This window comes from Aureimonas psammosilenae, assembly GCF_009176975.1.
In the GTDB taxonomy this organism is placed as follows: domain Bacteria; phylum Pseudomonadota; class Alphaproteobacteria; order Rhizobiales; family Rhizobiaceae; genus Plantimonas; species Plantimonas psammosilenae.
This window is the reverse complement of record NZ_WEZG01000003.1, coordinates 311745-325947: the sequence shown is the minus strand read 5'-3', so window position 1 is coordinate 325947 and position 14203 is coordinate 311745. Positions and strand designations below refer to the sequence as shown.

At 66.5% G+C, this 14203-nt stretch carries 11 protein-coding genes; 4 read left to right on the top strand and 7 right to left on the bottom strand.

Going from position 1 to position 14203, the window contains the following annotated elements; translation table 11 throughout:
- The first annotated feature begins 266 nt into the window (after window positions 1–266).
- Window positions 267–1991 (top strand): 2-isopropylmalate synthase, encoded by a 1725-nt coding sequence (leuA, locus tag F9929_RS08235; RefSeq protein WP_193227658.1) that lies wholly within the window; start codon window positions 267–269, stop codon window positions 1989–1991.
- Window positions 1992–2125: 134 nt separating this feature from the next.
- The gene (locus tag F9929_RS08230) at window positions 2126–2731 is read left to right on the top strand and encodes a hypothetical protein (protein WP_152046073.1); all 606 of its coding nucleotides are present in this window, start codon (window positions 2126–2128) and stop codon (window positions 2729–2731) included.
- On the opposite strand, the gene F9929_RS08225 is transcribed toward F9929_RS08230, so the two are convergent.
- A complete protein-coding gene (locus F9929_RS08225; protein ID WP_152046072.1) occupies window positions 2728–3957 on the bottom strand; it encodes a benzoate/H(+) symporter BenE family transporter in 1230 nt (409 codons plus the stop codon). The genes F9929_RS08230 and F9929_RS08225 overlap by 4 nt on opposite strands.
- A gap of 47 nt (window positions 3958–4004) precedes the next feature.
- Window positions 4005–4955, bottom strand: coding sequence for a metallophosphoesterase family protein (locus F9929_RS08220; RefSeq protein WP_152046071.1), 951 nt, complete (start codon window positions 4953–4955; stop codon window positions 4005–4007).
- On the opposite strand from F9929_RS08220, the gene F9929_RS08215 reads away from it, so the two are divergent.
- Complete coding sequence (locus F9929_RS08215) at window positions 4923–5471, top strand: NUDIX domain-containing protein (RefSeq protein ID WP_152046070.1); 549 nt, start codon at window positions 4923–4925, stop codon at window positions 5469–5471. The genes F9929_RS08220 and F9929_RS08215 overlap by 33 nt on opposite strands.
- A gap of 3 nt (window positions 5472–5474) precedes the next feature.
- On the opposite strand, the gene F9929_RS08210 is transcribed toward F9929_RS08215, so the two are convergent.
- Window positions 5475–6458 (bottom strand): glutathione S-transferase family protein, encoded by a 984-nt coding sequence (locus F9929_RS08210; protein WP_152046069.1) that lies wholly within the window; start codon window positions 6456–6458, stop codon window positions 5475–5477.
- A gap of 254 nt (window positions 6459–6712) precedes the next feature.
- Between F9929_RS08210 and F9929_RS08205 the strand changes: the two genes are divergently transcribed.
- Window positions 6713–7213 (top strand): GNAT family N-acetyltransferase, encoded by a 501-nt coding sequence (locus tag F9929_RS08205; protein ID WP_152046068.1) that lies wholly within the window; start codon window positions 6713–6715, stop codon window positions 7211–7213.
- On the opposite strand, the gene F9929_RS08200 is transcribed toward F9929_RS08205, so the two are convergent.
- Genes F9929_RS08200 through F9929_RS08185 form a run of 4 tightly spaced genes read right to left on the bottom strand, consistent with a single transcriptional unit; the run spans window position 7210 to window position 14104 of the window.
- Window positions 7210–9288, bottom strand: a complete 2079-nt coding sequence (locus F9929_RS08200; RefSeq protein WP_152046067.1) for a hypothetical protein — start codon at window positions 9286–9288, stop codon at window positions 7210–7212. The genes F9929_RS08205 and F9929_RS08200 overlap by 4 nt on opposite strands.
- A 37-nt stretch (window positions 9289–9325) precedes the next feature.
- Window positions 9326–12166 carry a DUF4159 domain-containing protein gene (locus F9929_RS08195; RefSeq protein WP_152046066.1) on the bottom strand — a complete coding sequence of 947 codons (2841 nt, stop codon included), beginning with the start codon at window positions 12164–12166 and terminating at the stop codon, window positions 9326–9328.
- On the bottom strand, window positions 12163–13080 hold the full coding sequence (locus tag F9929_RS08190) for a DUF58 domain-containing protein (protein ID WP_152046065.1): 918 nt from the start codon (window positions 13078–13080) through the stop codon (window positions 12163–12165). The genes F9929_RS08195 and F9929_RS08190 overlap by 4 nt, the downstream gene beginning before the upstream one ends.
- A 10-nt stretch (window positions 13081–13090) precedes the next feature.
- Complete coding sequence (locus tag F9929_RS08185) at window positions 13091–14104, bottom strand: AAA family ATPase (RefSeq protein ID WP_152046064.1); 1014 nt, start codon at window positions 14102–14104, stop codon at window positions 13091–13093.
- Window positions 14105–14203: the final 99 nt, after the last annotated feature.

Sequence of the window (14203 nt, the reverse complement as noted above, 5' to 3'; positions counted from 1 at the left end):
TGAGTCTGGTTCTCGCGACCGGTCTTGCGCAGGTGCGTGCGGCGCGTCCGCGCCCGATCCTTCTTCGCGTGCTTAGCCGCGGCCGTCGGACCCGTTGATCGAAGGGGCGTCCGGCGGTCGAACCGGCGCCCCGCGGCTTTGCCTTCAAGCGCTACCTGCTCCTTCGGCTTCACAATTTCCGATGATTTCCGGATGACCGGGCTTGGCCGCGCTGATATGGCGCGTGCAGCCGGCATTCGGTCGAAGAGCTGAAGGTGCGAACCATCATGTCCGCCGTATCCACGCGCGCAAACCACGCGTCCGCCCGTACCATGCCGTCCGCGGCGCAGAAGTACCGGCCCTATCCGACCCTCGATCTTTCCGATCGCACATGGCCCGCGAAGGCGATCGAGACGCCGCCGATCTGGTGTTCCGTCGATCTGCGCGACGGCAACCAGGCGCTTGTCGACCCGATGGGCCAGGACAAGAAGGAGCGCTTCTTCCGGCTCCTGAAGGCGATGAACTTCAAGGAGATCGAAATCGGCTTTCCTTCGGCCTCGCAGACCGATTTCGACTTCGCCCGCTGGTGCGTCGAGAAGGGCGAGGTGGCCGAGGACGTTTCGTTGCAGGTGCTGGTGCAGTGCCGGCCCGAACTGATCCGCCGCACCTTCGAGAGCCTGGAGGGCGCGCACCGTCCGATCGTCCATTTCTACAACTCGACCTCCGAGTTGCAGCGGCGGGTCGTCTTCGCCAAGGATCGCGCCGGCATTCGCGACATCGCGACGGACGCCGCCAAGATGATCACCGACATGGCCGCCAAGGCCGGGGGCGGATACCGCTTCCAGTATTCCCCGGAAAGCTTCACCGGCACCGAACTGGATTACGCGGCCGAGATCTGCAACGCAGTGATCGAGATCGTCCGGCCGACACCCGATAACAAGCTCATCATCAACTTGCCGGCGACGGTGGAGATGTCGACGCCGAACGTCCATGCCGACCAGATCGAATGGATGTGCCGCAATCTCGACAACCGTGAGAACCTGATCATCTCGCTGCATCCGCACAACGATCGCGGCACGGCGATCGCGGCGACCGAACTGGGGCTCCTGGCCGGCGCGGATCGCGTGGAAGGCACGCTCTTCGGCAATGGCGAGCGCACCGGCAACGTCGATCTCGTGACCCTCGCGCTGAATCTCTTCACGCAAGGCGTCGATCCCGGTCTCGACATCTCGGACATCAACGAGATCCGCGAAGTCTATGAATATTGCAACAAACTCGCCATTCCCGAGCGCCATCCCTATGTCGGCGAACTCGTCTACACGGCCTTTTCCGGCTCCCACCAGGACGCCATCAACAAGGGCATGAAGGCGCGCGCCACGGCCAATTCGCCGCTCTGGGAAGTGCCCTACCTGCCGATCGATCCGAAGGATGTCGGGCGCTCCTACGAGGCGATCATCCGCATCAACTCGCAGTCCGGCAAGGGCGGCATCGCCTATGTGCTCCAGGCCGATTACGGGCTGAACCTGCCACGCAATCTGCAGATCGAGTTCCGCGAGGCGATCCAGAAGATCACCGACGATGAAGGCGTCGAGATGCCGGCGAGCCGCATCCACGACCGCTTCATGGCCGAATATGTCGACCAGCCGGATGCGCGCGTTTCCTATGTCGAGCACATCACCAAGGCCGGTCCCGAGAAGGGCTCGCGCGTCGTGGAAGCGACGATCCGCGACAGCGGGCGCGAGATCGTGGTCGAGGGCAAAGGCACCGGCGCCATCGACGGCTTCATCGACGCCTTATCGCGGCATTTGGGCGTCGAGCTTTCGGTCGCCGACTATTCGGAACACTCGCTCCAGCGCGGCTCCAACGCCAAGGCCATCGCCTATATGGAGGTCGAGCATGCCGGCGGGCGGGCCTTCGGCGCCGGCATCGACCAGAACGCCACCACCGCGTCGCTCCGGGCGATCGTGGCGGCGGCGAACCGCATACTCTCGTCCAACCCGTCCGTTTCCTGAGGCGGTTGACGATCTTACGCGATTTCCACGGTCATGCCTGTTGCATGACCGTTCTCTCCCCTTGCGGCCTGTTGCGGCGACGGGGAAGATAGGAAAGAACGGCGGAACGGGTTTGCGAGGGATCAACGGTCGAGATGGGTGACGGCAAGGACAATGTTTCGCCGCTGACGGGGACGAGACGGCTGGCGGACGCGGTCCGTGCGGCCAAGATCGCCGCCGCCCATCGCAGCGACATCGTCGTCGACATCCGCGAAGCGGATCGCGCGCGGCTGGAGATCCTCGCGGAGGCGATGCAAAGCGTCGTGGACGACATTCCCGCCAGCGACGACTTCTTCGACTTCTCGATCTCCGGCGGCCCGCAGCCGCGCTACTGGATCGACGGCACCGCCCATGTGACCATGGCGCGGGATCGCCGCACCTACCGCTTCGTGCGCGAAACGCGGATCGGCCGGATCACGCTGGCCGAGTCGAGCGACCTCCATGTCGTCGCGGATCGCGTGACGAGCTACATCGCCGAGCGCATCGTGGAACGCGAAAAGGCCTTCGCCGAGGTGGATCGTCTCAGTGGAGTGTCGCGCCCACTGCCCATGGCGTCCATGGCGGACGAACCGATCCGTGAACGGGCTTCGGCGCGCAATGCCGGCCTTCCGTTCGCCTTGTCATGGCTTTTGATCGGCATCGTGATCGGCGCCGGTGTCCTCTTCGCCATCGCCACGCTGCGCGGTTTCGCGATCCGCTAGATCGAACCCGGCACCGGCTGGGGCTCGGTTTTCAGCACTGGCTCCACTGACTTCGGCGCGGCGACGGCCGGCATCCGGCGGAACCGTTCAAGAAGCAGCATCGCCGTCCCGGCGGCCAAGCCCCAGAACGGCGCGCTGATGCCGAGGAATGCGATGCCGGACGCCGTTGTCAGAAAGGTGAGGGCTGCCGCGTTGCGCTCTTCCGCGACGCTTGTCGCCGCGTGGAGGGAAGCCGACAAAGCGCCCACAAGCGCCAATCCGGCCGCCGCCTGAATCAAAAGCGGCGACAAGCTGGCGAAGGCGGTGACGATGCCGGCCAGAAGCCCGAACACCACATAGGCGAAGCCCGAAACGACGCCGGCCCACCAGCGCTCCGCGCGGTCGGGTCCCGCTTCCTCGCCCGCACAGATCGCCGCCGTGATCGCCGCGAGATTGACGGCATGGCCGCCGAACGGCACGGCGAGGGCGGAGAACAGGCCGGTCGTCATGAAGGCGAGGCCGGCCGGGGGCTGGAACCCGTTGATCTTCAGGATCGCAAGACCCGGGATGTTCTGCGAAGCCATGGTCACGAGAAAGAGCGGCAGCGCGATGCCGATCGTCGCCTGCCAGTCGAAACTCGGCATAACGAAAACCGGATGCGGAAGGAGCGCGGCCGAGGCCATCGGCGCACCCTTCGTCAGAAGAATGGCGGCGATCGCCACCAGGGCCGCGGCCGGTACGGCGAGAAGGCGGCGGATGCGCCCGACGACCATCCAGGCGAGGAGGATCGCGAGCCCCGCTATAGGCTCCGCCGCGATGGCTCTCACCGGCGCGAGGCATAGTGCGAAGATGATGCCGGCGAGCATGGCATTGGCGATCGAGGCCGGAATAGCCGCGATCAACCGCCCGAGCGGGCGAACCGCCCCGGCGAGCACGACCAGAAGCGCGGCCACGAGAAACGCGCCGACGGCCGTGGAAAAACCGCCCTGCGGCAGCCCGGCTCCCGCCAGAAGCGCCGCGCCCGGGGTCGACCAGGCGACCGAGATCGGCATCCGGGTGCGGACGCTGAGATAAACGCCGCACAGTCCCATGGCGACGGAAAGGGCCATCAGCCCGGACGCCGCCTCGGCCTGACTCGCTCCAACGCCGACCAAACCCTGGAGCACGACGGAAAAGGAACTGGTGAAGCCGATGAAGGCCGCCAGCAAACCGGCGCTGACGGCGGGCAGGGGTGGTGAAGCGCGCATCTTTCCGCATTAAACGGCGGCGGGCTTGCGGCAAACCGGAATCGGGGTCAGGCGGCCGGCTTGGCGTCCACGCGGTCGCGCGTATCGACGGCCTCGCCGTTGGAAAAGAGCTGGCGTTCGCGAATCCAGTCGATGCCGCTGCCATCGGCTTTCAGTCCGCGCTCGCGGTGCGTCAGGCTCCACGCGCCGGGTTCGCCGTCGATCTCGAAGAGATTGTACCGAGCCGCCGGCTTTTCGCTGCCGGCGTTCTGGCTGGCCGAAGGCACGCCCACCACCGGCACGAGCCCGTTCTGTCCCGCGATCCAGTAGAGCGTATCGAGATGGGTATGGCCGTGGAGAACGAGGTCGGCGCCCGCGTCGCGGATGACCTTCCAGAAATACTGCTTGCCGATCAATCGCTTATGCCAGGATGTCGAGTTGGCGACCGGCGGATGGTGGATCATGACGACGCAGAAATGCCCCGTCGCGCGGCAGGCGGTCAGCATCCGGGCGAGCGCCAAGGCCTGTCCGCGTTTGAAGGTGCCGGTCGCGAAGAAGGGCGCGGTGGCTTCGGCCGAGGACACGCCGAAGATGGCCACGGGGCCGCGCAGGCGGACATAGGGGAACATCTGGCCGATCGCCGCCGACGGATTGTCGCCCACCATGTAGTCGTGCCATTCGGAGCAGACCTTCTTGAGGGCACCCGGCACATAGGCGTCGTGATTGCCGGGAACGACCGACACGTCTTTGGCGGCCCCCAGTTCCTTCAGCCAGACCCCGGCCGCCACGATTTCCTGGCTGGTGGCGAGGTTGACGAGGTCGCCCGTGACGCAGACGTGGTCGGGCTTATGGGCCCGCATGTCGGATGTCAGCGAAAGCAGGGTTTCGCCGAACATCATCTTTTTTCGGTTTCGCTGCCAGTTATAGTAGCCCATCGCCCGTTTCGAGACGAGCTGCCGAAGCGACAGCGCCGGGAGGGGGCCAAGATGGATGTCGGAGATATGGGCAAGCCGGAACATATCCCGACATCTAGCCGATCAGGGGTGAAGGAAAAGAGCCTTCTGCTTCGCCTTCTCGACGGTTCGCAGGCGATGCGAAACTTGCGCCACGCCGCGATCCTCGCGACGCGGCCCATGACGCTCGGCGTGCGCGTCGCCGCTTTCGACCAAGCGGGCCGGCTCTTTCTTGTGCGTCACACCTATATGAGCGGCTGGTATCTGCCGGGCGGCGGCGTCGATCCGGGCGAAACGGTCGCCGAAGGAGGGCAGCGCGAATTGCGCGGAGAGGGCAATCTCGACGCGCTCGAGCCGCTGCGCCTCGTCAGCGTCCACTTCAACCGCCGCGCGCTTTCACGCGATCACGTTCTCTTCATGCACTGCCCGCTCGTGCGGCAGATGACGCCCAAGGTGCCGGATCGTGAGATCGCGGAAAGCGGTTTCTTCGCGCCGGACGCTCTGCCGGCCGACATGACGCAAGGGACGCGGCGGCGTATCGAGGAACTGCTGAACGGCGCCGAGCCCCATCCCGACTGGTAGCGATCAGCCGAAAAGCGCTTCGCGTCCGTGCGGACGTGTCAGGTCCTGATCGGGGCCGAGCGGGACGATGCCGGTCGGGTTTATCGTCCGGTGGCTCTCGTAGTAATGGCCCTTGATGTGCCGAAAGTTCACCGTCTCGGCCACGCCCGGCGTCTGGTACAGGTCGAGCATGTAGCCGTAGAGGTTCGGGTAATCCGTGATCCGGCGCAGGTTGCATTTGAAATGGCCGTGATAAACGGCGTCGAAGCGGATCAACGTGGTGAAAAGACGCCAGTCCGCTTCCGTCATCCGCGCGCCGAAAAGGTAGCGCCCGCGCGCTAGTCGCTCTTCCAGAAAATCCAGCGTCTCGAAAAGCGCGTGAAACGGCTTCTCGTAGGCGTCCTGGGTGGTGGCGAAGCCGCAGCGATAAACGCCGTTGTTCACCGTGTCGTAGATGCGCGCGTTGAGGGCGTCGATCTCGGGCAGAAGGTCGTCCGGCGCGAGATCCAGCGAGGCATCGCCGAAAGCGTCGAACGCTCGGTTCAACATGCGGATGATGTCCGCCGACTCGTTGTTGACGATCGTGCCGGTTTCCTTGTCCCACAGAACCGGCACGGTCACGCGGCCGGTATAATGCGGGTCGGCCTTCCGGTAGACGTCGAAAAGATGTTCCGCGCCGTTCACCTCGTCCGGCACCGTGCCTTCGCGGTCGGAGAAGACCCAGCCTTTGTCCAGCATCAGCCAGTCCACGACCGAAACCGAGATCGCGTCTTCCAGTTTCTTCAATGTGCGGAAGATCAGCGTTCGATGCGCCCAGGGGCAGGCGAGGGAAACGTAGAGATGGTAGCGCCCGCGCGCCGCCGGAAATGTCGGCCGCCCTTCTTCGTCCGGCCGGCCATCCGCCGTCACGACGGAGCGAAAGCTCGAAGCCTTGCGCTCGAAGCTGCCGCCGGTGGATTTCGTATCGTACCATTGATCGTGCCAGACGCCGTCGATCAGAAGTCCCATCGTCGTCCACCCTCGTTCGATCGTCCGCGACTTGAGGAGCGTCTTGTTGCCTCGATCGCTTGCCGCATGGAAGAAAACTGTATAGGGGCCGATGCCCAAGCGGGCCATGGCGTTTTCACGCGAAAGAAGAGGAGGGAGGCGATGCTGCGACGACGATCCGGGCTTCGATCCGCCACCTTCCTTCGGCCGACCGCTTCCTGAGCCAGATCGACATCTGCCCGGCGGCCGGCAAACTCGATCCGGACCCGCCTTCGATGTTGCAACTCACCCATGCCCGGTATCTGCCGGAAGCTCCCGAACATGCCGCCGCTGTGATCGCGCTGGCCGACGAGGCCTTCGGCCCCGGCCGCTTCGTGCGCGCGGCCGAGCGGGTGCGCGAAATGGTGCCGCACGATCCCCGCCTGTCCTTCACCGCACTTGTCGACGGTTCCGTCGCCGGTTCCGTGCGGCAAACGCCGATCCGTATCGGCGATCGGCACGCCCTGATGCTCGGCCCGCTGGTCGTGAAGCCGGCGCATAAGGGGCTCGGGCTCGGCCGCACGCTGATGCGCCTGGCCGCCGATGCGGCGCGAAACGCGGGCGAAACGGCGATCGTGCTTGTGGGCGACCGCGCTTATTACATGCCGCTCGGCTACGAGCCGATGCCGCAGGGCTCGGTCGAATTTCCAGGGCCTGTCGACTGGCGTCGCATCCTCGCGCTCCCCTTGGTCGCGGGGAGCCTGGAGGGCCTTTCGGGACGGATCACCGACCGCTAACGGCCCTCGCGATACCAGGTCGACGACAAGGCGAGCAGGAGAATGGCGAGGCCGAGGAAACCGGCAAAGAGCGGCGTGCGCGTCACGCCCTTCAGAACGGTTTCCTCCGTGGTCTTGAGGCCGATCCAGTCGCGTCCGTCGGCATCGGCATGTCCACGCACCGGCACGATGCGCGGAACTTCCACCGCTCCTTCTTCCGCGATCCGCCGGACGCTGCCTCGGGTGGCATCGGCGATCGGGCGAAGTTTTTCCGTGGTGGAAACGGCTTCCTGGAACTCGCGCGGATTCACCGGCCCGACATTGGCGAGCGCTCGCAACTCGCCGTTCGCGGCTTGGTAGAGACCGAGTTCCTCGGTCTTCAACGTGCCTTCCCAGCGGCCGGCCTCCGTTTCGCGCATCTCGACCTGCTTGGCCGTGCCCGACGGGGTCACCACGGTGGCGGGGCCGGGATTGTCGCCGATGGTCTGGCGGGTGATCACGAGATCCATGCCCCGCGCTTCGGCGTCCAATGCTTCCTCCTCCAGTTCCGGCTCCTTCATCAGCCAATGCGCGAGGCGGCGGAACAAGGCGACGTGCGGGCCGCCGCCCTCGAAGCCGCGCGACCACAGCCAGCCGTGATCGGACAGGAGAAGCGCGACGCGGCCCTCGCCGGCGCGGTCGAGAACGAGCAGGGGCTTGTCGCTCGGGCCGGTCATCACCGTTTCGCCGCGCGGATTGTCGACATCCACCGAGCGGAACCATTCGCTCCAGTCGGGGGGACTGGCCTGCGAACCCGGCAGGTCTCGCGTTACGGGATGCTTCTTGCCAAGATCGGACAAGCGGGGGCGGAAGGCCTCCTGGTCGATATTGCCGTTCGGCAGCGCCGGGAGGATGGAGGACAGCGAGGTTTCCGCCACCGAATCGTTGCCGGCATATTCCGGCCCGGACGCGATCAGTAGTGCGCCGCCTTTTTCGACATATTGGGCGATGTAGTCGAAATAAAGCGCCGGCAGAACGCCGCGCCGCTGGTAGCGGTCGAAGATGATGAGATCGAAATCGTCGATCTTCTCCACGAAGAGTTCGCGCGTCGGGAAGGCGATCAGCGACAGTTCGTCGATCGGCGTGCCGTCCTGTTTTTCCGGCGGCCGCAGGATGGTGAAATGCACGAGATCGACGGAGGCATCGGATTTCAGAAGGTTGCGCCATGTGCGCTCGCCGGCATGGGGCTCGCCGGACACGAGCAGCACGCGCAGGTTCTGGCGGATGCCGTCCACCACCGCGATGGCGCGGTTGTTGACGGCGGTGATCTCCGTTTCGTCATGCGCCACGGACAGTTCGATGATGTTCTTTCCCGCGCGCGGCAGGCGGAAGGTCCAGCGGGCGGCGTCCCCCGGCACGGCCTGTTCGCGCGCCACGAGATCGCCGTTCATCGAGATCCGCACCTCGACCCGATTGCGCGACGCGCGCGGGCCGTCCTCGCGCACGCGGTATTCAAGAACCTGATCCTCGTCGACGAGCCCGAAGCGGGGGCTGGTGACGATTTCGATCCGCCGGTCGAACTCGTCGGCGCGGCCCGTGACGAGGGCGTGGACGGGCGCATCGAAGCCGAGCGCGGATGCCGCGGCCGGAATGTCGTGAACCTGTCCGTCGGTCACCATGATCGCCCCGCCGACGCGCGCCGGGGGCACGTCGCGCAGACCCTGGCCGAGCGCCGAGAAAAGGGCGGTCGTCGCGTCGGAGCTCGGATCGGCACCGGCCTTGGCGTCGATCGTGCGCAACTCGAACTCGGGATGGCGTTCGAAGGAGCGCTTCAGCGCCGCCACCGTCGCGTTTGTTTCCGCACCGCGCGCGCCGATCGTCTGGCTCTGCGATTGGTCCACGACGAGCGCCACGACGCTCTTCAACGGATCGCGCTCTTCCTGAAGGACGACGGGGTTCAGAAGCGCGAGCAGCATCGCGGCGATCGCGCAGATGCGCACCACCGCCCCGCGAAGCCCGGTAAAGGCGAGCGCCAAGGCGAGAGCGAGGGCCGGGACGCAGAGAAGCGCGATCACCGTCCAGGAAAAGAAGGGCGAGAAGTCGATCGACCAGGTCATCGGGCGCTCGATCCGTTGGCCAGGGGCGGAGCCGTTCTCATTGTCCGAGCCGTTCCAGAAGGGCAGGAACGTGGACCTGATCGGCTTTGTAGTTGCCGGTCAGCACGTACATCACGATGTTGACCCCGGCGCGGTAGGCGTATTCGCGCTGTTCGGGGTCGCTGTCGTCCGTCGGGAACATGAACATTCCCCCGTCGTCCACCGCCCAGGCGCTCGCCAGATCGTTGGACGTGATCATGATGGACGACACGCCGTCGCCCGCATTGGCGGGTCGTGCTTGCGCATTCGGATCGCGATTGCCGGATTCCACCCAAAGCGGCGAACCGCGATGGCGGCCGGGAAAGTCCGCCATGATGTAGAAGCTCTTGGTCAGAACGTGATCGCTCGGCACCGGCTCCAGCGGCGGAATATCGAGATCGGCGAGGATATCGCGCAAACGCCGTTGGCCGGGCGTCACGGCATTGCCGTTCAGCGACGAAAGTTCGTCGTCGCGCACGTCGAAGAGAACGGTGCCGCCCTGCTTCATGTAGGCGTCGACGCGGCTGACGGCGGCGGCATCCGGCATCCGGTCGCCGGCATCGATCGGCCAGTAGAGAATCGGAAAGAAGGCGAGTTCGTCCTTCGCGATGTCCACTCCCATCGGGTCGCCCGGTTCGAGCGCCGTTTTCGTGGCGATGAACTGCGACAGGCCGGCGAGGCCCCGCCGTGAAACGTCGTCGGTATCGTCGTTGCCGGTCACGACATAAGCCAGATGCGTTTTTTCCGTCGCCTCGATGGCGGCCTGCGCGTCGCGCGGAGCGGGCTCTTGTGCCTCGGCGCGCGGAACCGGATGGAAGGCGATCGCGGCAAGCGCCAGCATGGCCGCAGCCGCGCTTCGGCGGCCGGGACGCAAGCGGCGGAACACCCCGTTCAGCCAAAGAAGCGCTAAGGCGTCGAGCGCGAAAAGGGCGAGGGCGGCAGCGAAGAGCCAGGGCGTCAAATCGGTCTGGTCCTCCGTGCCGTAGGATCGTGGCGAGATCGGCAGTCCGATATCCTCGTCGCGAAGCGGCTCCAGGGAAGCGTCGGGTGAAAGGAGGTTCAGGGCGTTGTATCCCTCGGCTGTTCCATAGAGGCCGGGCGGGTGTTCCCGCCCAACGATGGGGCTTTCCCCGGCGGTGAAGGCGAGTGGCTGCGCTTCGGCATCGGGCGAAACGAGGCGACCGGCCGCATCGAGAACGCGGTAGGGCGGCAGGCTGGCGCTCGCCGCCACGGCACCGGCGGAGGTTCCGGTCGCCGCGCCCGTCGCCGGGCCGCTCGCCTGCGATAGCGTTACGATGCGGCGCAGCATGTCCACGAAGGAGCCGGAGATCGGCAGGTTGGACCAGGTGGCTTCGGCCGTGACGTGGAACAGGACGACCGTGCCCGCCCCGAGCTTCGAAGCGGTGATGAGGGGCGTTCCGTCCTGAAGGCTCGCCCAGGTGCGCTCGTTCAGATCGACGGCGGGCTCGGCCAGGATCTGCCGCGTGACCGTCACGTCCTGAGGGATGGCGATGCCGGCGAGTGGGCTCGTGTCGGTGATGGGCGCGATGCGTTGCGGCTCGCTCCAGGTCAGGGCACCGCCGAGCTGGCGCTCCCCTGCGCGAAGCCGCACCGGCACGAGTGGGTCTTCGCCGGTGCTGGCCGCCAAACGCGGGCCGGCGAAGCGCACGAGATAGCCGCCCTTCTCCACGAAGCCTCGCAGCGCGTCTTCAGCCGGTTTCGGCAGAACGCCGATATCGGCGAGGACGATCACGGAAGGCTGGCGTTGAACGAGGGCGGGGATCGCCGTCGAAAGATCGCTGCTTTCGGTGCGGGCAAGATCGGCAAAGGGCTCCAGCGCGCGGCTGATATAGTAGAGCGGCGACAGGAGCGGCTGCGCGGCGTCGGCCGTTTCGCCAGACACGAGCCCGACGCGACGGCGGCGGAAGCTGTCGTCGAGGAGATGTACGGCGGCAGCGCTCGCCGCGCCATCGACCTCCAATCGCGCGACATCGTTCCGAAGCTCGACGGGGATGGCGAAATTCGCCGAGCCGCGCGTCTCGTTCGCGGCGAACCCCAGTTCCGCCGTGCCGATCTCGCGGTCCTGCGAATCCACGGCCCTGACGCGATAGGTCGCGGCCGGCACGGTGCCGTCCGGGCGCACCGCGCTGACCGTCAAGGCGTCGGTCGCGTTGCTGGCCCCGGTGAGGCCGACGACATCGCCGATGCTCGGGCGGAAAACCAGCGTCTCGGCGGGCGCCAGTTCCGCGAGTCCGGCCAGCGCTTCGCGCGTGCCGGGCCCGCCAAGGCCGTCGGTGACGAGCGCAAGCGTGCCGGGCGGCGTGTTCTGAAGCCCGGTACGCAAGCGCGACACGGCTGCGGCACGGTCGGTCGGGATGGGGCGTGCGTCGGCGGCGGCAAGGCGCTGGAGCGCGGTCGCGGCTTCTCCCGGCGTTCCGCCGTCTCCCGGCCCCTCGGCGGTGAAGGCGAGGGAAACGGGCCGGTTCGCTTCGCCGGCTTCCCGGATCAGCGCTTCGGCGGCGTCGCGTCGCGCGTCCCAGTCCGCGCCGTTGGCCCAACCATTGTCGATCAAAAGCGCGACCGGGCCGCTGCCAGCAATCGAACTGGCGCGCGGATTGAGAACAGGAGCGGCCAGCGCCAGGATCACGAGACCCGCCAGGAGAAGGCGCAGAAGTGTCAACCACCACGGGCTTTTCGAGGGCGTTTCCTCGTTCTTTCGCACACGGGCGAGGATGGCGAGCGGCGGGAAGGTTTCGGCCTGCGGACGCGGCGGTGTCAAGCGCAGGAGCCACCAGATCGCCGGAAGGGCGAGGAGCCCGAACAGAACGAGCGGAGCGCCGAAGGACAGGCCGCCGATCATGCGCTGCGTCTCGTATTGCCGGGCTGCGGAATGCCGGACAAGCGGCCGTGGACGGCCACCAATGCTTCCGATGCGAGGCGGTCGGTGCGGTGCGGAATGAAGCTCCAGCCGAGATGCCGGCAATGTTCGGCGATCGTCTCGCGCGTCGCGACATAAAGCCGGCGATAGTCCTCGCGCAGCGTTTCGGCGCGCCCGGCCGTCAGCTTCTCACCCGTTTCAGGATCGCGAAACTCGGTGCGGCCGCTATAGGGAAAGGTCTCCTCGGCTGGATCGGCGACCGCGATCACATGGCCGCGGATACCGCGTCGCCCGATCCGGTCGATACGCTCGATGGTTTTCTCCACGGGATCGAGAAAGTCGCTGACGAGCACGACCTCGCTGAAACGGCGCATCCTGTCGTCCGGTGGAAAGCCATCCGGGCGGTGCGTCGACAGCGACGCCGCGATGCGCTCGGCGGCGTTGCGCGCCGAGATCGGATCGAGGACGCCAGGATAGCCGATACGCTCGCCCGAGCGGGACAAAAGCTCGGCGAGCGCCAGCACCAGAACGAGCGCGCGCGATTCCTTCGAGATGTCGGTCGCGGCGGAATGAAAAAGCATGGAGGGCGAGGGGTCGGCCCAAAGCCAGACGGTCTGCGCCGCTTCCCATTCGCGGTCGCGGATGTAAAGGCTGTCGTCTCGGGCCGAGCGCCGCCAGTCGATGCGCGACACCTGTTCGCCCTCGACAAAAGGCCGGAATTGCCAGAAGTTCTCGCCGGTGCCGCGACGGCGCCGCCCGTGCCAGCCGGCGATCACGGTGGAAACGACGCGCCGCGCTTCCACCAGAAGGTCCGGCATCAGAGCGGCCCGCCGACGCGCGCGTTCCAGGGCATTGGTGCCGGGGGTGAGTTCGACCGTCCGGCCGATCGTCGCCATCAAACCGCCTTTACCGCGCCGCGTCGCGCTTCAGCGCGGCGATCACGTCGCGCACGCTCATGCCTTCCGCGCGGGCCGAGAAGTTCAAGGCCATGCGGTGCTGGAGAGTCGGCTCGGCGAGCGCCATCACGTCGTCCACGGAAGGCGCGAAGCGACCTTCGTAGAGGGCGCGGGCGCGGACGCAGGTCATCAGCGCCTGGCTCGCGCGGGGGCCCGGCCCCCAGGCGATATGGGCATCGGCCTCCTTCGAGCCGTGCCCCGGACGCGCCGAGCGCACCAGCGCCAGGATCGATTCCACCACGCTTTCCGGCACCGGCATCCGGCGCACCAGCGCCTGGATCTCGCGCAGCCGCTCACCCGTCAGCACGGCCTCCGCCTTGGCCTCATTCGCGCCGGTGGTTTCGAGAAGGATGCGACGCTCGGCGTCGAGATCGGGATAAAGCACGTCGACCTGCATGAGAAAGCGGTCGAGCTGCGCTTCCGGCAGGGGATAGGTGCCTTCCTGTTCCAGCGGGTTCTGCGTCGCCAGAACATGGAAAGGCGCAGGCAGATCGTGGCGCGCGCCGGCCACCGTCACATGATATTCCTGCATGGACTGGAGAAGGGCGGACTGGGTGCGCGGGCTCGCGCGGTTGATCTCGTCCGCCATCAGAAGCTGCGCGAAGACCGGCCCCTGGATGAAGCGGAAGGAGCGCCGGCCCGTTTCGTCCTGCTCCATCACCTCCGAGCCGACGATGTCGGAGGGCATCAGATCCGGCGTGAACTGGATGCGGCGCGCTTCGAGGCCGAGCGTCGTGCCCAGCGTTTCCACGAGCTTGGTCTTGGCAAGGCCCGGCACGCCGACGAGAAGCGCATGGCCGCCCGCCAGGATCGCGATCACGGTCTGCGCGACGACGCTTTCCTGGCCGAAGATGACTCGGCCGACCGAGCTGCGCACCTTCGCCAGATCCGCCAGCGCCGCCTCGGCCTTCGCGACGGCATCTTCGCCGGAAACGGTCGGCTCGTGCGGGGCGAGCATCGTCATCGAGGCATCTCCGTTCGAAGATTCGTGGGTTCGGGCAGGATGGAGAGCCGCGAATCCCTGTTCCACCTATGAAATCGCCCCGACTGGGTGGTGGCAAGC

What these genes read in the sequence shown, in the direction of transcription:
- F9929_RS08200 (WP_152046067.1), bottom strand. Translation starts at nt 9,288, where the DNA reads ATGACCTGGTCGATCGACTTCTCGCCCTTCTTTTCCTGGACGGTGATC.
- F9929_RS08190 (WP_152046065.1), bottom strand. Translation starts at nt 13,080, where the DNA reads ATGGCGACGATCGGCCGGACGGTCGAACTCACCCCCGGCACCAATGCC.
- F9929_RS08210 (WP_152046069.1), bottom strand. Translation starts at nt 6,458, where the DNA reads ATGGGACTTCTGATCGACGGCGTCTGGCACGATCAATGGTACGATACG.
- F9929_RS08225 (WP_152046072.1), bottom strand. Translation starts at nt 3,957, where the DNA reads ATGCGCGCTTCACCACCCCTGCCCGCCGTCAGCGCCGGTTTGCTGGCG.
- leuA (WP_193227658.1), top strand. Translation starts at nt 267, where the DNA reads ATGTCCGCCGTATCCACGCGCGCAAACCACGCGTCCGCCCGTACCATG.
- F9929_RS08195 (WP_152046066.1), bottom strand. Translation starts at nt 12,166, where the DNA reads ATGATCGGCGGCCTGTCCTTCGGCGCTCCGCTCGTTCTGTTCGGGCTC.
- F9929_RS08220 (WP_152046071.1), bottom strand. Translation starts at nt 4,955, where the DNA reads ATGTTCCGGCTTGCCCATATCTCCGACATCCATCTTGGCCCCCTCCCG.
- F9929_RS08185 (WP_152046064.1), bottom strand. Translation starts at nt 14,104, where the DNA reads ATGACGATGCTCGCCCCGCACGAGCCGACCGTTTCCGGCGAAGATGCC.
- F9929_RS08215 (WP_152046070.1), top strand. Translation starts at nt 4,923, where the DNA reads ATGGATGTCGGAGATATGGGCAAGCCGGAACATATCCCGACATCTAGC.
- F9929_RS08205 (WP_152046068.1), top strand. Translation starts at nt 6,713, where the DNA reads ATGTTGCAACTCACCCATGCCCGGTATCTGCCGGAAGCTCCCGAACAT.
- F9929_RS08230 (WP_152046073.1), top strand. Translation starts at nt 2,126, where the DNA reads ATGGGTGACGGCAAGGACAATGTTTCGCCGCTGACGGGGACGAGACGG.